21 protein-coding genes and 1 other annotated feature are annotated in these 21,670 nt (G+C 48.1%); of the genes, 13 read left to right on the forward strand and 8 right to left on the reverse strand.

Annotated elements, in window-relative coordinates:
- Window positions 1-631 precede the first annotated feature (631 nt).
- Together IJG50_05595 and IJG50_05600 are read left to right on the forward strand one after the other, a co-directional pair.
- On the forward strand, window positions 632-1,987 hold the full coding sequence (locus IJG50_05595) for an MFS transporter (protein MBQ3379326.1): 1,356 nt from the start codon (window positions 632-634) through the stop codon (window positions 1,985-1,987).
- A gap of 234 nt (window positions 1,988-2,221) precedes the next feature.
- Window positions 2,222-3,202 (forward strand): MFS transporter, encoded by a 981-nt coding sequence (locus IJG50_05600; protein ID MBQ3379327.1) that lies wholly within the window; start codon window positions 2,222-2,224, stop codon window positions 3,200-3,202.
- 170 nt (window positions 3,203-3,372) lie between these two features.
- Here the strand turns inward: IJG50_05600 and ruvX are convergent, their stop codons facing one another.
- Window positions 3,373-3,795 (reverse strand): Holliday junction resolvase RuvX, encoded by a 423-nt coding sequence (gene ruvX, locus IJG50_05605; GenBank protein MBQ3379328.1) that lies wholly within the window; start codon window positions 3,793-3,795, stop codon window positions 3,373-3,375.
- Window positions 3,796-3,808: 13 nt separating this feature from the next.
- Window positions 3,809-6,034: a polysaccharide pyruvyl transferase CsaB gene (gene csaB, locus IJG50_05610; GenBank protein MBQ3379329.1), complete on the reverse strand. Its 2,226-nt coding sequence runs from the start codon at window positions 6,032-6,034 to the stop codon at window positions 3,809-3,811.
- Window positions 6,035-6,265: 231 nt separating this feature from the next.
- Between csaB and IJG50_05615 the strand changes: the two genes are divergently transcribed.
- The 8 genes from IJG50_05615 (at window position 6,266) to rplL (ending at window position 10,925) form a co-directional block, all read left to right on the forward strand.
- On the forward strand, window positions 6,266-7,159 hold the full coding sequence (locus IJG50_05615; GenBank protein MBQ3379330.1) for a LemA family protein: 894 nt from the start codon (window positions 6,266-6,268) through the stop codon (window positions 7,157-7,159).
- A 265-nt stretch (window positions 7,160-7,424) separates the two neighbouring features.
- A complete protein-coding gene (gene rpmG, locus IJG50_05620) occupies window positions 7,425-7,574 on the forward strand; it encodes a 50S ribosomal protein L33 (GenBank protein ID MBQ3379331.1) in 150 nt (49 codons plus the stop codon).
- A gap of 20 nt (window positions 7,575-7,594) precedes the next feature.
- Entirely contained in the window at window positions 7,595-7,816 is a 222-nt protein-coding gene (gene secE, locus IJG50_05625; GenBank protein ID MBQ3379332.1) for a preprotein translocase subunit SecE, read from the forward strand.
- 70 nt (window positions 7,817-7,886) lie between these two features.
- Complete coding sequence (gene nusG / locus IJG50_05630) at window positions 7,887-8,414, forward strand: transcription termination/antitermination protein NusG (GenBank protein MBQ3379333.1); 528 nt, start codon at window positions 7,887-7,889, stop codon at window positions 8,412-8,414.
- A 128-nt stretch (window positions 8,415-8,542) separates the two neighbouring features.
- Window positions 8,543-8,968, forward strand: a complete 426-nt coding sequence (gene rplK / locus IJG50_05635; GenBank protein MBQ3379334.1) for a 50S ribosomal protein L11 — start codon at window positions 8,543-8,545, stop codon at window positions 8,966-8,968.
- Window positions 8,969-9,035: 67 nt separating this feature from the next.
- On the forward strand, window positions 9,036-9,725 hold the full coding sequence (gene rplA, locus IJG50_05640) for a 50S ribosomal protein L1 (GenBank protein MBQ3379335.1): 690 nt from the start codon (window positions 9,036-9,038) through the stop codon (window positions 9,723-9,725).
- A gap of 29 nt (window positions 9,726-9,754) precedes the next feature.
- Window positions 9,755-9,899: a sequence feature (ribosomal protein L10 leader region), on the forward strand.
- Window positions 9,900-9,930: 31 nt separating this feature from the next.
- Window positions 9,931-10,467, forward strand: coding sequence for a 50S ribosomal protein L10 (locus tag IJG50_05645; GenBank protein ID MBQ3379336.1), 537 nt, complete (start codon window positions 9,931-9,933; stop codon window positions 10,465-10,467).
- A 68-nt stretch (window positions 10,468-10,535) separates the two neighbouring features.
- Entirely contained in the window at window positions 10,536-10,925 is a 390-nt protein-coding gene (rplL, locus tag IJG50_05650) for a 50S ribosomal protein L7/L12 (protein ID MBQ3379337.1), read from the forward strand.
- Between the two features lie 57 nt (window positions 10,926-10,982).
- On the opposite strand, the gene IJG50_05655 is transcribed toward rplL, so the two are convergent.
- The 4 genes from IJG50_05655 to IJG50_05670 form a co-directional block, all read right to left on the reverse strand.
- Window positions 10,983-12,431, reverse strand: coding sequence for a hypothetical protein (locus IJG50_05655; protein MBQ3379338.1), 1,449 nt, complete (start codon window positions 12,429-12,431; stop codon window positions 10,983-10,985).
- Between the two features lie 14 nt (window positions 12,432-12,445).
- A complete protein-coding gene (gene nrdG, locus IJG50_05660; GenBank protein MBQ3379339.1) occupies window positions 12,446-12,979 on the reverse strand; it encodes an anaerobic ribonucleoside-triphosphate reductase activating protein in 534 nt (177 codons plus the stop codon).
- Between the two features lies 1 nt (window position 12,980).
- The gene (locus IJG50_05665; GenBank protein MBQ3379340.1) at window positions 12,981-15,308 is read right to left on the reverse strand and encodes an anaerobic ribonucleoside triphosphate reductase; all 2,328 of its coding nucleotides are present in this window, start codon (window positions 15,306-15,308) and stop codon (window positions 12,981-12,983) included.
- Between the two features lie 151 nt (window positions 15,309-15,459).
- Complete coding sequence (locus IJG50_05670) at window positions 15,460-16,446, reverse strand: MBL fold metallo-hydrolase (GenBank protein ID MBQ3379341.1); 987 nt, start codon at window positions 16,444-16,446, stop codon at window positions 15,460-15,462.
- A 464-nt stretch (window positions 16,447-16,910) separates the two neighbouring features.
- Between IJG50_05670 and serC the strand changes: the two genes are divergently transcribed.
- The 3 genes from serC (at window position 16,911) to IJG50_05685 (ending at window position 19,461) form a co-directional block, all read left to right on the forward strand.
- Entirely contained in the window at window positions 16,911-18,002 is a 1,092-nt protein-coding gene (gene serC, locus IJG50_05675; GenBank protein MBQ3379342.1) for a 3-phosphoserine/phosphohydroxythreonine transaminase, read from the forward strand.
- Window positions 17,995-19,161, forward strand: coding sequence for a phosphoglycerate dehydrogenase (locus tag IJG50_05680; protein MBQ3379343.1), 1,167 nt, complete (start codon window positions 17,995-17,997; stop codon window positions 19,159-19,161). Before serC ends, IJG50_05680 begins: the two co-directional genes overlap by 8 nt.
- A 138-nt stretch (window positions 19,162-19,299) precedes the next feature.
- The gene (locus tag IJG50_05685) at window positions 19,300-19,461 is read left to right on the forward strand and encodes a hypothetical protein (protein ID MBQ3379344.1); all 162 of its coding nucleotides are present in this window, start codon (window positions 19,300-19,302) and stop codon (window positions 19,459-19,461) included.
- 417 nt (window positions 19,462-19,878) lie between these two features.
- Here IJG50_05685 and mscL read toward each other — a convergent pair whose 3' ends face one another.
- Window positions 19,879-20,331, reverse strand: coding sequence for a large-conductance mechanosensitive channel protein MscL (gene mscL, locus IJG50_05690; protein MBQ3379345.1), 453 nt, complete (start codon window positions 20,329-20,331; stop codon window positions 19,879-19,881).
- Between the two features lie 96 nt (window positions 20,332-20,427).
- Complete coding sequence (locus tag IJG50_05695) at window positions 20,428-21,324, reverse strand: GPR endopeptidase (GenBank protein ID MBQ3379346.1); 897 nt, start codon at window positions 21,322-21,324, stop codon at window positions 20,428-20,430.
- Window positions 21,325-21,670: the final 346 nt, after the last annotated feature.

The raw sequence follows: 21,670 nt of genomic DNA on the forward strand, positions 1-21,670 counted from the left end.
CCTTCTTTTTTTATATGCGAGGTGTTCCAAAGCCGCTAAGCGCCCCTTCCCCTCCGCAAGTTTAAAAAATTTTTTTAGCTTTTGGGGTATTTTTACTTCCCGGTTTTTTTCAGGAGAAAAAAGTATGATATTATACCGATTTTTTTAGATCTCTCAACATACTTTACTGTTTTTATGAAATTTTATTATTCTTTTCTTCATTATATATGATGTAAATTTGTACCTAATAAAAAAATATTATACAAAACAAATTATTATTAGAAACTGACATTTTACAGGAGCGTCTAACCCTTTTTTCGGATGGCTTTAATTAAAATGTAATTACAAATCCGCGGCAAATAATAATTTTTTACATAAGCACCTTTGGGCGATTTGCCAAATATATCAAATGATCAGCTGCGTCCGTTTATTGATAATGGCAAAACGCCTATTGACATTTTAATTCCATATTCGTATATTATAACATATACTGTATACCTTCTCTAGAAAAATCAATTTAATGTATATCAATCTATATTCAATTTTATATTATAGAAGATATATGTATTTATTGAATATAATAGTTTGTTTGTAGGCGTAAACAACGCTTATTATACAGTTATATCATTCATTTTTAAGGAGGGAATCTTTTATGTCAGAAGCTATTGCTTCAAAAGGCGTCAGCAATGGCACCAAATGGCGCGTAATGCTCTGTATATTCCTGTTCTATTTCTTAGGACTCGGATTTACAAATCAGTTCTTTAACGTTGCCCTCGGTCCGATGATCGAAGACATGGGTTGGGACGCAACCCAGGGTGCGGCGATATCGAACGCGATGTTCCTCGGCATGATCTGGTTCGTTTTCGTAGCCGGATTCTTACTTGACAAGTTCAGCGTTAAGAAATTGTTTGTCCTTGAAATATTCCTCGTAGGTATTTTATTCGCCTTAAGAGGTTTTGCACAGGGCTTCGCTTTCTTCTACGCGCTGATGATCCTCTATGGTGTGCTCAGCGCATTCTACGTTCCTACCTGCGTTAAGCTCATCTCGCTTTGGTTCGACGGGAAGCAGATCGCCCTTGCCAACGGTATACTTACCTGCGGCAGCCCGGCAGGTCAGCTTGTTGCGAACACCGTCGGCTTCAAGCTCGCGCTGGCAATCGGCGGATGGAAGGTAATGTACATCGTTACCGGCGTTCTCGTTCTGGTCGTTGCGGTTATCGCTATCTTCCTTGTAAAGGACAGAAAGAGCGAGGATGCGGCCCTCGAGTCCGCAATACTTACCAAGGACGACCTTTCCTTCGGCAAGAACATCAAGGGTGTTGCTTCAACTCCGGGAGTTTGGGTATACTGTTTAGCTAACGGCTTCTTCGTAGGCTTCGTTTATGCTATCATGGCGTTCCAGAACTACGTTTATCAGAACGACCCCGGATGGGGACTTGATCCGACAGTATCAGGTACGATACCGGCATTCTCCAACTGCGTATCAATGTGCTGCTACGTTTTAGTGCCGTTGGTATTTGCAAGGCTCGGCATCCAGAAATGGTGGGGCGTTGCAGCTATCTTCGCCGCTATCGGCGCGATCACGCTCGTTACGATCCAGTGGTTCGTATACAGCTATGTATTCGCTTGTGTTGCAATGGCAACGTCCGGTTTCTTATACGGCTGCTGTCTCCCGGCTCCGAAGGTACTCCTTCTCCAGCTCCCCGAGGTTTCCGGCCCGCGTGCCGGTACCGCAATCGGTATCTACACCACTATAGAGCGCGTATGCGTTGTTATATTCGTAGCAATCATCGGCCCGAGAGTACTTGCCTGGGATCCGGCAATGCACAACGGCGAAGGCATGTCCTTCTTAGTTGGCAGGATTCAGATGCTCATGTACATTCAGCCTATACTCCTTGCTATTGCACTGTTTGTTAACAAAAAGCGCTACGGCAACATCTTTGCACACGTTGCAAAGAGAGAGGGCACTCTGGCTGCACAGCATGCGGCTGCGGAAGAGTCCAAATAAGAGAAACTTCCTTTGCGGCAGACGCCGCATAACTGCACGCATAATTACAATTGATATAATAAGCGTTCTACAAAAAGGTTCGGCTGCGGCAAAGTATTTTGCCGCAGCCGTTCTTTTTGTATGCTCGGCGTTCCAAAGCCGATAAGCGCCTCTTCCCCTCCGCAGTTTAAAAGTTTTTTAACCGTTTATAGATAATCGCAAAACGCCTATTGATATTTTGTCCGTAAAGACGTACTGAGCGCGTTCTACATTCCCACCGTAATAAAGCTCGTTTCGCTCTGGTTCGACGGCAAGCAGATAGCTCTCGCAAACGGCGTTCTCACATCGGCAAGCCCCTGCGGTCAGCTTGTTGCAAACCTGGTCGGCTACAAAATAGCGGTGGCCATCGGCGGCTGGAAGGTTATGTTCATCACCACCGGCGTTCTTATGCTCTGCATATTCGTTATTTCAATATTCCTTGTTAAGGACAGAAAGAGCGAAGACGCAGCTCTCGAGTCGGCAATACTCACGAAGGAAGACCTTACCTTCGGGCGCAATATAAAAGGCGTTGGATCCACTCCGGGCGTTTGGATCTACGCTCTTGCAAACGGCTGCTTCCTTGGCATGGTATATGCTCTTATGGCATACCAGAACTACATCTATCAGACCGATCCGGGCTGGGGCCTCGACCCGTCCGTATCAGGTACGGTACCTGCGTTCTCCAACTGCGTATCGATGTGCGCATATACCCTTGTTCCCCTGTTTTTTGCGCGGCTTGGTATCCAGAAATACTGGCAGATTGCCGCGATATTCACCGCCATCGTTGCTGTATGCGTTGCATCCTCCGGCTGGATCGCTTACAACTACGCATGGGCATGCGCATCCATGGCTATATCCGGTCTTATGTACGGCTGCTGCCTGCCAGCTCCTAAGGTACTTATGCTCCAGCTTCCCGAGGTTTCCGGCCCGCGTGCAGGTACTGCAATGGGTATATACACCACAATGGAGCGTGTCTGCGTAACGGTGTTCGTTGCGTTCCTCGGCCCGAAGATCCTCGCCTGGGATCCTTCAGTTCCGGGCATGTCCGTTCTCGCCGGCAAGTTCCAGCTAATCATGCTCATCCATCCCGTTCTTCTTGCTCTCGCACTTCTCGTCAACAAGAAGCGCTATGGCAACATCTTTGCAATCGTTGCAAGGAAGGAAGGCACGCTGGCTGCAGAGCATGAAGCAAAATGATCCTTTTGGGCTGATTTTTAAAACAGTATAATTCGTTTGTATAATAAGCGTTTTTTGATCCAACGAGAAAAGACTGCGGCAAAACGATCGCCGCAGTCTTTTCTCTTTCTATTTGGATCTTATTAAAATGTCCGCTTTCCTGTTTTCCCCAAGCGCCGAAATATTCTGTGCTATTTTCCTCCCGCAAAATCGAGATACGACTGCAGTATTATCACCGCCGCCACCGTATCGACGGCTTTTTTTCGTTTCTTGTTTCGCACGTTCGCTTCGTTCAAAACATATATCGCGCTTTTCGTAGTCCCCCGCTCGTCCCAAAGCACCACGGGCACATCGGGCATGCGTTCTTTAAGCTTTTCTGCAAACTCCTCTGTTTTTTTAGCGCGCTCGCCTATCGTATTGTTCATGTTTTTGGGATAGCCCAAAACGATTTTTTCAACGTCATATTCCTTTACATAATTTTCTGCGGCGTCTATGACGCGCTGTGCGCTTCGTTCGCTTAAAGTGCCGACGGCGTTTGCGATTATCTTCATGGGGTCGGACACCGCAAAGCCCGTGCGCGCGTCGCCGTAATCTATGCCGAGTATTCTCTTCATGCGTTCTCCCCCGTCAAAAGTTTTTGCGTCCCAACAGCTCTATGGCATACTTGCTGTTTAAAAGCGCACGCTCTTTTAACGACGCATACGACGCTCTCATCGCGGCAGTCGGCCTTTTGTCAAGCGCGCAGGCCAGCGCGTCCGAAATGCTTACATACGTTGCGTCGTCAATATTCACAAAGTCGGGAACGTGCACGCTGTCAAGAAAGCCTCTCACCTTTTCATCGTATACGATACCGCAGAGGCGGACCCCCGCCGCCGTGCCGAAGATAAGCGAGTGGAGCCTCATTCCCAGCACAAGCTCGCTTCGCGATATAACGCCTATTATATCCTGCGCGTTGTACTTGCCGCTCAAAACGAGAGCGTCCGTATTCATAAGCGCCATAACACGTTTTGAAATATCCCGGTCAAACGGCTCGTGAAACGGTATGAAAAGCGCTCTGAATCCCCTTTGAGCGTATATTTCGTCAAGTGCGCGCGCAAGGTCGCCTTCAAACGACGCCGGGTTGTTCTTCCAATTACGCACCGACACGCATACGAACTTGTCCTCGGGCGGTATGTTTTCCGCGCGCAGTATCTCGTCTATGCGTTCGGGTGCGGGCGGATCGATAGTAAGCGTTATGTCGGCCGTTTCATATATATCGGGCTTTGTTACGCCTATCTCATTTAAAAATGCGTGCGATATGCTTTCTCTAAGCGTTATAACGTCCACATTGTTTACTATCTTTTTTACTATATATCTGTTGAATTTCTTGTTTACGGGACCTACGCCGTTTGAATAGAGCATGGTCTTGGCGCCCATTATCTGCGCACAGAACAGCACGGAAACATAATATATGAGCGACTTCGTGCTTGTAACATCCTGTATAAGATTTCCGCCGCCGTATATAAGCGTTTCCGAGTGTTTTAATGTGCGTATCACGCTTATGATATTGAACCTGTCAAAAAAGTCGATATCCTTCTCATTTCGCAGCTTCATCGACATATTCGACAGTACGCAAAGCGAAAGCCCCGGCTGGATGCTTAAAAGATTCTGAATGACAGCGTCTAAAAGCGCGTCATCGCCGCTGTTATTAAAGCCGTAATATCCTAAAATGAGAAAATCGTACTTTTTGCCGTAAGAGCGCCCTCTGACCTTTTCGTATACGCTTATCGCGTCGTCTGTCATTCGCTCTATTGAATAACGCTCCATGACGAGCGCGCGCCCCGCCCTTCTGACTCTTTCGCTTGTTTCGGCGTCCTCGGAAAGCGCGCGAAGAATGTCTGAAAGGAATACTTCGTCGGCGGGCTTTTCAAAACCTCTGCATGTGAAGTTGTTGTTTATGCAGGCATCCGTCATATCCTCGCTGTAAAGCCCCATATAGCCGAAATCACCCGCAAGCAGCACGCGCTTTTCGCAGCTCATCGCCTCAAGCGCCGCGCGCGACACGGCTATAACGAGCGAGGCTATGCGAAGCAGGCGGTCAACATCGGTGCGTGCTCCCGTAAGATATACGACCTTTCTCGGAAGCAGGGAATTTACGGCTTCGACTTCGCGGGAAAGCTCCTCGAATCTGTCCCCTGCGCCTATAATCACGATATTCGCGTCGGGCGCGCGCTCAAGTATGCGCGGTGCAAGGCGCGCAAGCCTGAAGGCGTATTCTCCGCTGTCAAAGTTTATGCGTCCCAGGTATACTATGTTCCTGCCTCCTCGCGGGATCGAAAGCTCGTCGTATACGGAATCGTCGGGCTCTCCCGGCGAAAAGCGCTCGGAGCTTATGCCGTTTATCGTCACGGTTATATTTTTTTCATCAAGCTTGTAATTATCCAAAAGATATCTCTTTATATCCTCGCTCACGGCAAGAGTCTTCTGTCCCCATCGCGTGACGTATTTAAGGCCCGTACCCGTGGAATACGCTCCGTGCGCCGTTGTAACGAACACGATATTCTTCTTTTTGCATAAGAAGTGGCATATGAACGCCGGTATCCTCGCGTGCGCGTGGACTATATCCGTTTTCTCCTCGGCGACTATCTGTTCAAGCATCCTGTACGCCCGCAGGATGCTTGCAGGATGCTTGCTTGTGAGCGGCACGCGGTAATGCTTTATATCTGCCGTTTCAAGCACGCTGACATAAGAGCCGCCTCGCGACGCGCAGACAACATTATATCCTCTCTTTTTAAGCGCGCAGGCAAGCTCTATAAAATGTGTCTCGGCGCCGCCTATATCAAGGCTCATCGTCACAAGCAGTATGTTATTCAAAAAAAGCACCTCATAAAAAGTATTCTGTTTTAATAGTATATCTCACGGACGCACTCTTTTCAATAAATGCGCGGTTTTGTTCGTTATTTTCTTTTTGAAGCCTGATATATCCGCAGCCTCCCCCGAAAAAACGTGTTTTTTTCAGTATGTTGCATTAGAAGATTATTTTGCTTGCAAGTGCATGAAAATAATGATATTATTAAAGAAAACTGATTTTCAGAGGTATATAATATGAAAAATACATTCAGCGGCATAGACTTTCATATGTCATCTTCCCTTGCCTTTTTTCTCGACATTATCGGCGTTTTGATACTCGTCGTTGGCATGTATCTTTTTATGTCGTACGTAAAGCTGACCCAGTTCATGAGACGTCTGCGCAGCGACGCGACCAGACTCACTACGAAGTTCGACAGAAGGTACGCGCTGCTTACGGATCTTCTCGCCTGCATCAGAGAAAACGGCGTAGAGGAAAAGGCAGCCGTAAGCGCAGTCGTAAAGGCGCGCGCGCAAGCTTCAAGAGCGAAAAACACGCTGGATCATATCGGTCTCGAGACGAATTTCACTATTTCGCTTTTAAGACTTCTTGTTATACTCAGAAAAAAGTATCCCGAGCTCAACGAGGATATGTGGTATGTTGATATAATGGCCAAGTTCAAAGCGCTGAACAAGTCGATAAACGACGACGGCCGCGCATACAACGTCATGACACGTTCCTACAACGACCTTGTAAAGGCTTTCCCCTCAAAGATAGTGGCGAAGTGGTTAAAGTATAAGCCCGAACCCGTATATTTCTCATTTGAAGAAGCCCGCCTGAAGCTTTCCGGCAAGGAACCCATCCCCGAAAAGGAGCTTCGCAAGCAGGAGTATGCAGTTCAAAATGAGTTGAACAAAAAAGAGAGAGCTGCGCGAAAAGCACAGAGAGCCGAATGGAAAAAGGGCAACCAGAACGAAAAGGAAAAAAAGAAGAAGGCCAAGGAACATGAGAAGGAAGTTTACGAGATCATGAAGCAGCGCGAGGCGGATCTTCAAAAAGAAGAACAGGCCCGCATGGCCGAAAGAGAAGCCCAGAAAAAAGAAAAGGATCTGGCGCGCCGCAAAAAATACGAGGACGAAAAATCAAAGTAAGAAAACATTGCCTCCCCGACCGAACCCGGCGATCGGTCGGGGAGCGTTTTAAGTCAAAATGCCAAATTAGGGCGCACGGAACGAAAGATTTTTTTCCGGTTTATAGATAAAAGCATCGGCAGTATAAAAAACTGAAAAAAACTCTTGCAATCGCAGATTTCATATGATATAGTATTAGGTACCTGTAAAAGGTGCTTTTTTTATTATGCAAAAAAACAGGCGGACACCAGGATAATCATAGATATAAGACGACGGAGGTGCTAAAATGAGAGTAAAGATCACATTGTCCTGCACGGAATGCAAGCAGAGAAATTACAACACGATGAAGAACAAGAAAAACGATCCCGACAGACTTGAGATGAACAAATACTGCAGATTCTGCAGAAAACACACTCTTCATAAGGAAACGAAATAACAGACTTGGAGGTCACTTAAATGGCAGACGCTGCTGCTACCAAAAAGAAAAATATTTTCAAGCGATTTATCCCTTATCTGAAGGAACTGCGCAGCGAGACTAAAAAGATAGTATGGCCCAACAAATCCCAGGTTACGAACAATACGATAGTCGTTATCGTTATGATAGTTATTATCGGAGCGTTCATTGCCGCCATAGACTCGCTTTTAGGCCTCGGTATGTTTGCTTTATTCGGCAGATAATCGCGCTTATATTAAAATTGACCGAAGAAGGAGGTCTCTGCTCGCGCTTTTGCGCAGCAGTTTAAGAAATATGTCTGAAGGCGCAAAATGGTATGTTGTACACACTTATTCGGGCTATGAAAACAAAGTTGCCGCCGACATAGAAAAAGCGGCGGAAACGCGCCGTATGACCGATCTCATACAGGCGGTCAGCGTTCCTTTAGAAAAAGTTGTCGAAATAAAGGACAACAAGCGCAAAGAAGTGGAACGCAAAATGTTCCCCGGATACGTACTCGTTAAGATGATAATTACCGATGAAAGCTGGTATGTCGTTAGAAATACGCGCGGCGTTACCGGTTTTGTCGGCCCCGGCTCCAAGCCGGTCCCCTTAAGCGAAAGCGAGATACTTTCGCTCGGCGTTGAAAAACGCGCCGTATCAGTCGATTACGACATAGGCGACCCTGTAAGAATATTAGACGGCGCGCTTGCTTCCTTCAGCGGATACGTTGAAGATCTGAATATAGAAAAGAATTATGTCAAAGTAAGCGTGTCCATGCTCGGCCGCGCTCTTCCCGTAGAGCTTGAGCTCGATCAGGTCGAACGCGCGGAGCAGGCATAAATTAAGTATATTTTGCGAAAAGGCCTTTCGCATCATATAACTGCGCGGTATCGCGCGGTAAAGTGGGAGAGAGGAAAATTTTTAAGCCTCTCGACTTTTGACCACATTGAATTATGGAGGTGTACTAAGTGGCTCAGAAAGTAATAGGCTACGTTAAGCTTCAGATCCCCGCCGGCAAAGCAACTCCCGCTCCCCCGGTAGGACCTGCGCTTGGTCAGCATGGCGTCAATATCATGGCGTTCACTAAGGAGTTCAACGAGAGAACAAAGAAGGATATCGGTCTCATCATTCCGGTAGTTATCACGGTCTATGCCGATCGTTCCTTCTCGTTCATCACCAAGACTCCGCCCGCAGCAGTGCTTATAAAGAAGGCCTGCAACATAGAAAGCGGCTCCGGCGTTCCCAATAAGACGAAGGTAGCTACTATCTCGAAGGACGAGATAAGAAAGATAGCCGAGCTTAAAATGCCCGACCTTAACGCTTCGAGCGTTGAGACCGCAATGAGCATGATAGCCGGCACAGCACGCAGCATGGGCGTTGTAGTTGAAGAATGATCTGCCCGCCGCGCGCTTGTGGGAGGACAAGTCCGAAAATACCACACTATTTTAAGGAGGAAAACTCGTGAAGAGAGGAAAGAATTATAAAGAGAGCCAAAAGCTTATAGACAGAAGCACACTCTATGAGCCCCAGGAGGCGCTCGATCTCGTTATCAAGACCGCTAAGGCAAAGTTTGACGAAACCGTTGAGCTTCACATAAAGCTCGGCGTTGACTCGCGTCATGCGGATCAGCAGGTCAGAGGCGCCGTTGTACTTCCCAACGGTACCGGTAAGAAAGTTCGTGTGCTCGTATTTGCAAAGGAAGAAAGATTTGAAGAAGCTAAGGCTGCAGGCGCTGATTTCGTAGGCGGCGCAGAGCTTATCCCGAAGATCCAGAATGAGAACTGGTTCGAATACGACGTTGTTATCGCAACTCCCGACATGATGGGCGTTGTAGGTCGTCTCGGTCGTGTACTCGGCCCCAGAGGACTCATGCCTAACCCGAAGGCAGGCACCGTTACGCCCGATATCGCACGCGCCGTTACCGAAGCTAAAGCCGGTAAGATAGAGTACCGTCTCGACAAGACGAACATCATCCACTGCCCCATCGGCAAGGTATCGTTCGGCGTTGAGAAGCTTACCGAAAACTTTGACGCTCTTATGGGCGCAGTTATAAAGGCTAAGCCGGCCGCTGCAAAGGGTCAGTACGTAAGAAGCTGCGTAGTTGCTTCCACGATGGGCCCCGGCGTTAAAATAAATAACGCAAAGTTTTAATTAAAGCTTGACATACTGCGGGCTTTATTATAAAATTATATGGTAATCCAAAGACAGCAGGCGCATTTTGCGTAATTGGTACGTCCTACCTGCCGAGGAGAACTTTAAAGTCTTTTCTTATAGTATAAGTTAAGGGTTCTTTTCGGTCGGAAAGAACCCTTTTTTGCTGTCGAAATCTTAAAACCTTGGGAGGTGAAATCTTAAAATGCCCAGCGAGAAAATTTTAAGCGAGAAAAAAGCCATAGTTGAACAGCTTGCTCAGAAGCTTTCGGCTCCCTCCGGCGTGTTTGTTGACTACAAAGGCATCACCGTTGCTGATGATACCGTGCTCAGACGTGAGCTGCGCGCTTCCGGCGTTGATTACAGCGTTGTAAAGAATACGCTTACGCGCTTCGCCGCTAAAGAAGTGGGCCTTGAAGGTCTTGACGAGATCTTAAACGGCACGACGGCTCTGGCTGTTTCTACTACCGATATGATCGCCCCTGCAAAGATCCTGTCGAAATTTGCAAAGCAGAACGAAAAGTTCACCATTAAGATGGGCTTCGTTGAGGGTAAGGTAATAACCCCCGCTGAGGTTGAAGCGCTTGCACTGCTTCCGTCCAAGGAAGAACTTATTGCAAAGGCTCTCGGCGGCTTGAACGCTCCTATCTCCGGTTTTGTAAACGTACTGAACGGCAACATAAGAGGTCTTGTTGTAGCTTTAAACGCTATCGCAGAAAAGAAGGCAGAAGAAGCTGCATAAAGCTTCCGCGCCTCATCGCCTCATTATCAAACAAAAAATTAAATTCGAATATTATGGAGGAAATTAAAATGGCTAGCGAAAAAGTTGTAAAGTTGATTGAAGATGTAAAGGCTCTTACCGTACTTGAGCTTTCCGAGCTTGTAAAGGCTCTTGAGGAAGAATTCGGCGTATCCGCAGCTGCTCCCGTAGCTGTTGCTGCTGCTCCCGCTGCAGGCGCTGCCGCTGCTGACGCTCCGGCTGCTGAGAAGACTGAGTTCGACGTTGTTCTTGCAGACGTTGGCGCTGAGAAGATCAAGGTCATCAAGGTAGTAAGAGAAGTTACCAGCCTCGGCCTTAAGGAAGCTAAGGAGCTCGTTGACAACGCTCCCAAGGCTATCAAGGAAGGTATCTCCAAGGAAGACGCTGAAGCTATCAAGGCTAAGTTTGAAGAAGTCGGCGCAAAGGTCGAGCTTAAGTAATTTAAGTAAAAACGAAAAACGGACGGGATCTCTCCCGTCCGTTTTTTATTTTATCCATCAGTCGCTGTAATCGGCATAGTGCGCAAGGAACACAGGCTCGCCGCCGTCGAAATAAAAGACGAACTTATCCTTTTCATACGCAAGCGGTATCTCGTCTGCGTATCCCCGGCGAAGCAGCTCGGCTATCGCCTCACGGTACGTCATGCCCTCCTCGTATATGCCGCTTTCGCGTATCAGCTCATCGAGCGCGCGCAGATTCTCAGACGGCGGCCAATCCCCGTGATCGTCCGTCATACTTACGGGCGTGTCGGTCTTTATCATCACGTCAAACTCCTCGATATCGGCAGGCGCAGCCCAGACCGTGTATACGATCCTGCCGTCGCGCACTTCTGTATCGAAGGCGCGCATAACGTATATGCGCTCGTTCGCGTAGCCCCAGCCTGTCGCGGTATATTCCTCCCCGTCGGGGTCGTATTCCCACAGGTTCTCGAAGCTCTCATGTGAAAGCCCCGCCTCATCGAAATGCTTCTTTGCCGTTTCGTCAACTAAAGACGACGGCATCTTAACGCGATCCTCCGCCTTATCTTTTAGCTTTTTTTCGTTCAATATGAACGTGTACATAAGATACTCGCCCGCCCGCTTCGGAGCGCTGCCCTCATCAAAGAACGGCAGATAATCCAATCTGTAATCAACAGCGAACTCAAAGAAGCGCGCCGCGTCAAATTTCGTATGCTCCAAAAACACGGGGTGACCGTCCTTTAAATAAAATCTGAAAGTAATGATATCCGCCGAAACGGGGATCTCAGCCGTTCTGCCCGCGTCCATAAGCGCCGTAATCGCCTCGCCGTATGTCATGCCCTCGCTGTAAAGACCGCTGTCACGTATCAGCGCATTTAAACGCCTCAGTCCCTCGCTGTCGTAGTCGTTTTCCGTAAAGTCTATTACAAAATACGGCGAAAGCTCCATGCCGTTAAATTCATCGGCGTCGAGCGGTCTGCATAATACCGTATATACGCGGCCGAGCGGCGTATCTTCCGTTTGGCAGTCCTCCATAATATACGAAGGCTCGTTCGCGTAGCCCCAGCCCGTCGCGGTATAAGTCTCGGTCTCCTCGTCGTAATCCCACATGCCTTCGTCGCTTGCGTGGATAATATGCGTCGCATTGAAGTATTCTTCCGCCGTTTCATCAACGAGCGCCGCCGGCATCTGAACATAGCCGTCCATATTCGCTTTAAGCTCCTGTTCGTTCATGATAAAGGCGTACATTAGATGATCGGACGACTTTTGCGGCGTTCTGCCCTCATCGAAAAAGGGTACGCAGTCAAATCTGTACTCTGCCGCAAGCCAAAAAAACTCCTGCGCAGTAAGGCTTTCGTTATCATCAGTCTCTACGGTCTCGGCCGTTCCCGCCTGCTCCCCTTCGTCCGGCTTGCCGCCGCTTGCGCAGCCGACAAGCAGGCATATGATAAGTGCGGCAATTATAAAAACAGTCAGCCTTTTTTTCAAACGGCTCTCCCCCTTTATCCGTTCCACCGCTCGGTCGTATCAAGCACGGCCCTTCCTTCCTTTAGACTCTTTGGCACGTCGATTATACGCTGGTTCTTCGAGCCCCTGAAGCGTATGGAAAGGCTTCTCTGCGCTAAAACGAACCTTCCGTCTATAAGCGTATCGCAATATTTTAAAAGCTCCAAAACGCTTTCGTCGTTCTTTGAAAGCTTCATCAGCTCCTCGAACGTGTACCCGCTGTAAACCGCAAGCTCAAGTCCGTCCGCCTTTATTCTTTTTGCAAGAACCGCAAGCGGCGAAGCCTGACAGAAGGGTTCGCCACCTGAAAAAGTTACGCCTTTTATTAACGGATGTTTCTTTATTATCTTATAAACGTCGTCTACGCTCGCAGGCGTACCGCCCTCAAAATCGTGGGTAGTCGGGTTGTGGCAGCCTTTGCAGTGATGAGGACATCCCTGCACAAAGACGGCCACCCTCAGTCCCGGACCATCGGTTATCGAATCGCCTACGATACCCGCCATGCGGATCATTTCGTCGTTATTGTCCATTTTATGCTCCCGTATGCTTTACCCTGTCGCGTTCTTCCGCCGCTTTTGCGTCGTTAAAGCGCTCAAGCGTTCCCACGAGATATCCCGTTATTCTGCGTATGCGCTCAAATTCCGGAAGAACGTCGTTTTCGTGGCGGCCGCATCCGGGGCACTCGTCGCCTATTACTCCCGTATAGCCGCAAACGGGGTCGCGGTCAACGGGATGATTTATCGAACCGTAGCCCACGCCTGCGTCGTGCATCGCGCGCACTATGCTCTCAAACGCCTCGATATTGGACGCCGTGTCTCCGTCAAGCTCAACGTAAGTTATATGACCGGCGTTGGTAAGCGCGTGATAAGGAGCCTCTATCTGTATTTTATCAAACGCGCTTATATTATAGTAGACCGGCACGTGGAAGCTGTTGGTGTAATATTCGCGGTCGGTAACGCCCGGAATTATGCCGAATTTCTTTTTATCTATGCGAACGAAACGCCCCGAAAGGCCTTCGGCGGGAGTTGCAAGCAGGCTGAAGTTAAGACCCATCTCCTTGCTCTTTTCATCGAGATAGTGGCGCATAAAGCCGACTATCTCAAGTCCCAGGTTGCGGCTTTCTATAGATTCGCCGTGATGCTTGCCCGTCAATGCCACAAGCGTTTCGGCAAGACCTATGAAGCCTATCGACAGAGTGCCGTGCTTTAATATCTCGCCCACGTAATCTTTTCTTCCGAGCTTGTCGGAATCGATCCATATGCCCTGTCCCATCAGGAAGGGATAATTCCTCACACGCTTTTTCGACTGTATTTCAAAACGGTCGAGAAGCTGCTGGGAAACGAGATCCATCTTTCTTTCAAGCTCCTCAAAGAAGAAGTCGATATTTTTATTGGCGCGTATAGCTATACGCGGAAGGTTTATCGAAGTGAAGCTCAGGTTCCCGCGTCCGAACGATATCTCGCGCTCGGGATCGTATACGTTGCCCATAACTCTCGTGCGGCAGCCCATGTACGATATCTCCGTCTCCGGACGCCCCTCCTTATAATACTGCTTGTTGAACGGCGCGTCGATAAACGAGAAGTTCGGGAAAAGGCGCTTCGCGCTGACTCTGCACGCGAGCTGGAAAAGGTCGTAATTCGGCTCGCCCGGATTGTAATTGACGCCCTCCTTGACTCTGAATATGTGTATCGGGAATATCGGCGTCTCGCCAAATCCCAGGCCTGCTTCCTGGGCAAGAAGCACGTTCTTTATTACCATGCGTCCTTCGGGAGACGTGTCCATGCCGTAGTTTATAGACGAGAACGGCGTCTGCGCGCCTGCGCGCGAGTGCATGGTGTTAAGGTTGTGGATAAGCGCTTCCATGGCCTGATAAGTCGCGCGGTCAGTCTCTTTAACGGCGCGCTCGTGTGCGTAACCCTGTATTTTCGACGTGAGCTCCTCGTCCTTTAAAAACGACATGAGATACTCGTGTTCAAGCTTTGTATATTCCTCAGACTGTACGAGCGACGGGCGGATACCCTTTTCCTCAAACGTCTTTTTTGCAAAATCTCTTATAGTGCGGTCGTCTATGCCGCTGCCTTCAGAGAGTAGGTCTGCGGCGTTCGCAACGGCCTGGGAATAGCGCTTTACAAACGTTTTTGCAACGCCGTCCGCAAGGCCGTAATCGAAATTGGGTATGCTCTGACCGCCGTGCTGGTCGTTCTGGTTCGACTGTATCGCTATGCAGGCGAGCGCAGCGTAGCTCTGAATATCGTTAGGTTCTCTTAAATACCCGTGTCCCGTGGAAAAGCCGCCGGCGAACAGCTTCTTTATATCTATCTGGCAGCATGTTGTGGTAAGCGTATAAAAATCGAGGTCGTGAATATGTATATCGCCGTTCTTATGCGCCTCGGTATGTTCCGGTCTCAGGATATACTTTACATAGAACTCCTTCGCGCCTTCGGAGCCGTATTTGAGCATGACTCCCATGGCGGTATCGCCGTCTATGTTGGCGTTGTCGCGCTTCATGTCGCTTTCCTCAGCGTCTGCAAAGGTAAGCTCCTCGTATATCTTCATAAGCACGGTGTTCATTTCACGCACCTTTGTGCGGTTCGCGCGATATAATATATACTGCTTGGCAACTCTCGCATAGCCGTTTGCCATAAGCACGCGCTCAACTATATCCTGGATCTGCTCCACGCCCGGCGCGGAATGTTCAAAATGGTCCTCAAGCTCAGACTCGACAAGATGCGTAAGACGATCGCATTCCCCAAGGTCGTCGCGTCCGCAGGCGAGCATTGCCTTATGGATAGCGCTGGATATCTTCTCTGCGCTGTAAGGCACCCTGCGTCCGTCGCGCTTGACTATTTCCTTTATTATCATGTTTCCCTTACCCCCACATATGTGTCTATATCTTGTGTCATATATTTCAAAAATAATAATCTGCAACTACATGTAGTTGCAGATTATATTGTAATCATTATTTTACGTTCTGTCAATAGCAAACGATGTTTATATGATTTTTATTTCTTTAAAGGCTGTATATATATACTCCGTTTTCCATGTTCTTTTTTATTACGCCCGTGTGATAAAGGTGCTCCATATGAGCGTAAGCCTCGCCTGCGGCGAACCACTTCTGCGTTATCGGGAACTTGGAAAAATCTCCGCCGCCGAAATCCCAGTTGAGTCCGTGCGATATCTCATAAACGGTGCGCGGCTTCTGTTTTAACATATCGATACAAAGGCCGAGACGCCTGTCGTGATGGGCGAGAAGCTGGTCAATGCGCTCGTATACGTTTTCCACGGGGCTGCGGTGAGCCGTGAAAACGTGTTTTATATCAAGCGTTTTCACCTTCTTCAAATTCTTTATATAAACGCCCAGCGCGTCGAAATCGTCGCCCCAATATGTAATGTTGGGCGTTATTTTGTTGAGTATATGGTCGCCCGCGAACAAAAGCTTGTGAACGGGCTCGTAAAGGCCTATCTGACCGGGCGTATGACCCGCAAGATCGATAACCTCAAAGTCGTATCCCGCGTAGCGAAGCCTCGTGCCGGGAGTCACTATCTCGACATTTAATTCCACCTTGTTGTTGTGCGCGTAGCCGGGGTGATCGGTATATTTCAGTATCTGATCCGGCGGAAAGCCCATTTTTATGGAGTCGGTCTCAAGCGTATCCCAGAACTTCGAGTTCTTCGCATTAGCCATAACGCGGCCGTCTTTCGGGCTTGCGAAGGCCTTGTTCTCGGGAGTCTTGAGCTCTCCGGCAAGTCCCACGTGGTCGGCATGAAGATGCGTAAGAAACATATCCGTGTCCTGCTTTACGACGCCTATCTCAACGAAGGCCTCGATCATGGCGTTATAGCCCGGCTCCGTATTAAAGCCCGTGTCAATGAGCAGGTTCCTCTCGCCAATCATATAATCGCCCTTTATTATAAAAGCGTTGAGGCTTTTAAGCGGGCTGCCCGGCAAAGGTATATCCGCGCGGAAAATGTTGTTGTAAACTTCTGTAACTGCCATTTTTCTGCTCCCTTAATTTCGGTTTTTTATAATTATACTACATATTCTGCCAGTCTTCAAGAAAAAATTTACTTAAAACCTGCTGCGATATATTGTCATAAGTATTTAAATTTTTACTTGACAAACACAATATATAGATATATGCTTATAAAGCAATGCTTTTTTGCTCCTTAGCAGCCAAAAGCAAAAGCTTCCGTTTTAATCAAATACAGTTAAAGAGCCGCGCGCAAAAAAATGTGCGCGGCTCTTTACGTTAAAAGAACGGGCGCCGCGATTGTTAAATTTATATCGAAACTGCTTTCTATACGTATTACATATATGTAATATTCACAAACTTATGCTGCGCGCACGTTTTGGACGGTAATTTGATTGACTTTTAAAATCACAGTGGAGTATAATATTTTTGTATTATCATAAGGATATTTATAAAAAACATTTGAGAAAACAGTCTACGGAGGTCGAACATGAATAACAGAGTATATAATTTTTCCGCCGGTCCCGGAGTCATATTTGAAGACGTTTTAAAAAAGGCTGCCGATGAAATGATGGATCAGAACGGCAGCGGAATGTCGGTTATGGAGATGTCTCACCGTTCAAAGTGGTTTGAAGATATAATAAACGGCGCAGAGGCGCTTTTAAGAGAAGTAATGTCGATCCCCGACAATTATAAGGTGCTCTTTTTACAGGGCGGCGCATCGTCTCAGTTCGCCATGATACCGATGAACTTAAAGAAGAACGGCAAGGCCGATTATATCCAGACGGGCGTTTGGGCTAAAAAGTCCTTCCAGGAAGCGAAAAAATTCATCGACTGCCGCGTAGTAGCATCAAGCGAAGACAAGACGTATACTTATATCCCCGAAACGAAGCCCGAAGATTTCGATAAGGACGCAGATTACGTTCACTTCTGCTATAACAATACGATATACGGCACGAAATTTACGGGCGAGCCCGACGTGGGCGGCAAGGATCTCGTATGCGATATGTCCTCGTGCATACTCTCCGAGCCTGTTGACGTTTCTAAGTATGCGCTCATCTACGCAGGCGCTCAGAAGAACATGGGCCCCGCGGGTCTTACCGTCGTAATAATCCGTGAGGACCTCATACGCGAGGACGTAGAGCCTTACGTGCCCGTAATGTTCAGATATAAGACTCACGCCGACAACGGTTCCATGTACAACACGCCTCCCACCTACGCTATATACATCTGCAAGCTTGTTCTTGAAAAGATAAAAGAGCTCGGCGGACTTGAGGCAATGAAGAAGATAAACGAGCAGAAGGCCGGTATGCTTTATGACTTCCTCGACAGCTCGAAGCTCTTTAAGCCTACAGTTTCGGCTCCGTACCGTTCACTTATGAACATTCCGTTCGTAACGGGCGACAAGGAAATGGACGCAAAGTTTATAAAAGAAGCGACCGAAGCCGGCTTTGTGAACTTAAAGGGACACAGAAGCGTAGGCGGCATGCGCGCAAGCCTCTACAACGCAATGCCCGTTGAAGGCGTTGCCGCACTCGTTGGATTTATGAAAGATTTTGAAAGGAAGAACGCAAATGTATAAGATAAAGCTTTTAAATAAGATATCCTCCGCCGGTCTTGACCAGCTCGAACCCAAAAAATACACCTACGGCGAAGACATAGAAAACCCCGACGCAATACTCGTTCGCTCCGCGGACATGCACTCCATGGAGCTGCCCTCCTCGCTCAAGGCTATCGCAAGAGCGGGCGCAGGCCTTAACAATATTCCGATAGACAAGTGCACCGAAGCAGGTATCGTCGTATTCAACACTCCCGGCGCTAACGCGAATGCCGTTAAGGAGCTTATCGTTACGATGCTCGGTCTTTCCTCGCGCCGCATAATCGAGGGTATCGAATGGGTAAAGACGCTTAAGGAATCCGACGGCGATATAGCGAAGCAGGTAGAGAAGGGCAAGTCCCAGTTCGTCGGCCCCGAATACGAGGGCAAAAGATTCGGCGTTATAGGTCTCGGCGCGATAGGCGTAAACGTAGCTAACGCCGCTCATCACCTCGGCATGGAAGTTTACGGCTACGACCCGTACATCTCCGTTGACGCGGCTTGGGGACTTTCCAAGCGAGTACGCCACGTGACCTCGCTCAAAAAGATATTCGAGGAATGCGACTATATCACGCTGCACGTTCCCTCGACCCCCGAAACGCGCGGCATGATAAATGCGGACGCTTTCAGCATCATGAAGCCCGGTATGCGCATACTCAACTTTGCCCGCGGCGATCTCGTCAATACGGCCGACTTAAAGGAAGCGATAGAAAAGAAGATCGTAGCGCGCTACGCTACCGACTTCCCGAGCAAAGAAGTTATTGAAATGGAAAACACCATCTGCGTGCCTCACTTGGGCGCATCGACGCCCGAATCCGAGAACAACTGCGCAAGCATGGCGGCGCGCCAGGTCGCAGATTATCTCGAATACGGCATTATAAGGAACTCTGCGAACATTCCTAACGTAGACCTTCCCAAGAACTTCAAGAGCCGTATCTGCGTGATCCACAAGAACATTCCCAAGGTCATAAACGGCGTTACGAGCGCAGTTGCAGGCGAGAATATCAATATTGAAAATATGATAAACCGTTCGCGCGGCAATTACGCTTACACGATACTTGACGTTGACACGAAGGTGCCCGACAAGTCGATTGAGCCCTTGAATTCTCTCGACGGCATTATAAGCGTGCGCGTTATCGACTAAAAAGAATTAAATAACGTATATTATGTGAGTCATGCTCTCAAAAGAGAGTATGACTCATTTTTTGAAAATTTTTCGCCGCATATTTTCACGGCGCCGAAAGAAAATATATATGCGATAAATTTATCGGGAGGTAATAAAATGAGTTTAGGTAAATTCGGCGCAGGCTGCGCCGCCGGGATCGTTATTGGCAGCGTAGTGGGAATGTCTCTGAGCAAGAACCGCAAAGCTTCTTACGCCATCAAAAAGAATGTAAGCAAGACGCTGAAAACGCTTGGCGACATGGTCAACAGTTACAGATAGAAAAATGTTTTTCTAAGGTTTGGGCGAGGTTTTGTGTATTATTACACAAAACCTCGCTTTATTTGTCATTATCTTTAGTGAAATATATATACTTTTTTGATTGACAAATATAAATTGACCGCTTATAATGTAATTGTTAAATAAAGCACAATATGCTTTATTTGAACAGTTGCCTATATGGTAATCGGGAAAAACGATTCCCGCCTCCCCCAAAAACCAGAGAGAGCGGTTCGGCAGCCGCGCTCTCAACAAAATCCCTTCCAGCGGCAAGCCCCCAACTTGCCGCACCACACAAAAATAAAACCGTCGATCCTTTTAAAGGGTCGGCGGTTTTTCTTTTTATTTATATGATCTGCGCAAAAAAGAGCGCCCGCGGCAGCAATGTCACGCAGGCGCTTAGATAAGCCGATTTAAAGCTTAGCTTTCTTTCTTCAAGAGGTCGCGTATCTCGGTAAGGAGTTCCTGATCGCGCGTAAGCTTTGCAGCCTCTGCCTCTGCGGCAGCCTTTGCGGCAGCTTCCGCAGCAGCTCTCTTTTCGCCGTCTACACGGTCTCTAAGCTTATTTATAGCCTTGACGATAAGGAATATGCACAGCGCCACGAGTATAAAGTCTATAATAGACTGAATAAACGAGCCGTAGGCGAAAACGACCTCAGGCTTTATTATCTCTTCGCCGTCCATAACGGCAGGGCTTATCACCACGCCGAGATCCTTAAACGAAATACCGCCCGTAATGGGGCTCAAAAGCGGAGTAATAATATCATCTACGAGCGAAGAAACTATCTTCTGGAAAGCAGCGCCGACCATAACGCCGACTGCCATATCCATTACGTTGCCTCGCATAATGAATTCTTTGAATTCCTTAAACACTTTTATCTCTCCTTTGCGGTTTTTTTAAATTATAGCACACCGAAAAGAAAAAATAAATATTTAAAGAACAAAATATGAATATTTTTTTAATAAGCGTCAGTTGCTCATAAGCGATTCTATCTCCTGCGGCGACAATGCAGGATGAAGCGCGCAATTGAGACCCAATGCAATGATCGAAGAAGCGGCTTCCACCAACACGTCTATATTGTTGGGGGTGACGAACATATTCGGATCAAAGCCTTCCATGCGTTTTGCGGCGTCCTCGCGCCCAACGTCGGCTACATCCGCCGCAAGCGCCGCCGCTTCCATAACTGTCGGTACGCCTATAGATATAACGCGCACGCCCAGAGCCGACTCTGATATCTCACGTTCGTTTCCGCTTACTCCGCTGCCGGGAGATACACCCGTGTCCGAAAGCTGGAACGTTGCCGCCAGTCTTGACGCGCTTCTTGCCGCAAGCGCGTCTACCGCTATTACCAAAGCCGGCTTTATCGCCCTTGTAAGCACTTCCGTAAGCTCCGTCGTATCTATCCCGGTTATCCCCAAAACGCCGGGAGAAAACGCGCATACGCTTCTGAAACTGTTTTTAAAGTCACGCGCTCCTCCCATAACGAGATGACGCGTTGCAAGCAGCTTGTCGGCAGTTCGCGGGCCGAGCGCGTCCGGCGTTATGCGCCTGTTTCCGAGCCCTATTACCATAACGGCGTCATCCTGCAAAAGACGCATCATTTCCAAAAGCTCGCGCTTCAGCGCATAAGCTACCGGCCTGTATAACGGCGCCTGATCTCTCCTGAGATCCGGCGCTTCTATCGTGATATAATTTCCTACGGGCTTTCCCATACGCCTTGCGCCGTTTTCATTTTGTATCATCACTCTCTTTACGGCATATCCGTCACGGTGCGACTCATTATAGACAACGCCTTCTATTTCGCCTCCGTTCATCATTTCGGCTTCATGCGCTTCAAGCGCCAGATCGGTACGTACTGAAAACATATATGACCCCCTCACAAGTTTTTATAAATATTCTGCACAAAACGGCTGACAAATATGACAAATCATAATAAAATCTATATCGGTACGGCTTACGATACCTTATATAAGGCGACGCGCCGGCTTTTACGCCGGATATGTCTCGTTATTCATTGTAAGGATCGCTTCGCAGGTCGGACTTTAGAAAAAAATCAGAATTATATGAAAATTTGTAGAGTCGTCAATGATGTGTGACACTTCACCCGAAAAAATATGACGAAGGTTATATGTGCGAATTTGAGAAAGACGAGGAGCCGTAGGCGACGAGGCTTTCTCAAATTCGGCGCGGCTCGGTCTGGCCCTCTGTGAA

This window comes from Clostridia bacterium (assembly GCA_017405765.1).
Classification (GTDB): domain Bacteria; phylum Bacillota; class Clostridia; order Oscillospirales; family RGIG577; genus RGIG577.

Coding starts and splice junctions, on each gene's coding strand:
- nusG (MBQ3379333.1), top strand. CDS start 7,887: ATGTCTGAAGGCGCAAAATGGTATGTTGTACACACTTATTCGGGCTAT.
- IJG50_05695 (MBQ3379346.1), bottom strand. CDS start 21,324: ATGTTTTCAGTACGTACCGATCTGGCGCTTGAAGCGCATGAAGCCGAA.
- secE (MBQ3379332.1), top strand. CDS start 7,595: ATGGCAGACGCTGCTGCTACCAAAAAGAAAAATATTTTCAAGCGATTT.
- rpmG (MBQ3379331.1), top strand. CDS start 7,425: ATGAGAGTAAAGATCACATTGTCCTGCACGGAATGCAAGCAGAGAAAT.
- ruvX (MBQ3379328.1), bottom strand. CDS start 3,795: ATGAAGAGAATACTCGGCATAGATTACGGCGACGCGCGCACGGGCTTT.
- IJG50_05670 (MBQ3379341.1), bottom strand. CDS start 16,446: ATGGCAGTTACAGAAGTTTACAACAACATTTTCCGCGCGGATATACCT.
- IJG50_05615 (MBQ3379330.1), top strand. CDS start 6,266: ATGAAAAATACATTCAGCGGCATAGACTTTCATATGTCATCTTCCCTT.
- nrdG (MBQ3379339.1), bottom strand. CDS start 12,979: ATGGACAATAACGACGAAATGATCCGCATGGCGGGTATCGTAGGCGAT.
- rplL (MBQ3379337.1), top strand. CDS start 10,536: ATGGCTAGCGAAAAAGTTGTAAAGTTGATTGAAGATGTAAAGGCTCTT.
- IJG50_05595 (MBQ3379326.1), top strand. CDS start 632: ATGTCAGAAGCTATTGCTTCAAAAGGCGTCAGCAATGGCACCAAATGG.
- IJG50_05685 (MBQ3379344.1), top strand. CDS start 19,300: ATGAGTTTAGGTAAATTCGGCGCAGGCTGCGCCGCCGGGATCGTTATT.
- serC (MBQ3379342.1), top strand. CDS start 16,911: ATGAATAACAGAGTATATAATTTTTCCGCCGGTCCCGGAGTCATATTT.
- IJG50_05680 (MBQ3379343.1), top strand. CDS start 17,995: ATGTATAAGATAAAGCTTTTAAATAAGATATCCTCCGCCGGTCTTGAC.
- IJG50_05645 (MBQ3379336.1), top strand. CDS start 9,931: ATGCCCAGCGAGAAAATTTTAAGCGAGAAAAAAGCCATAGTTGAACAG.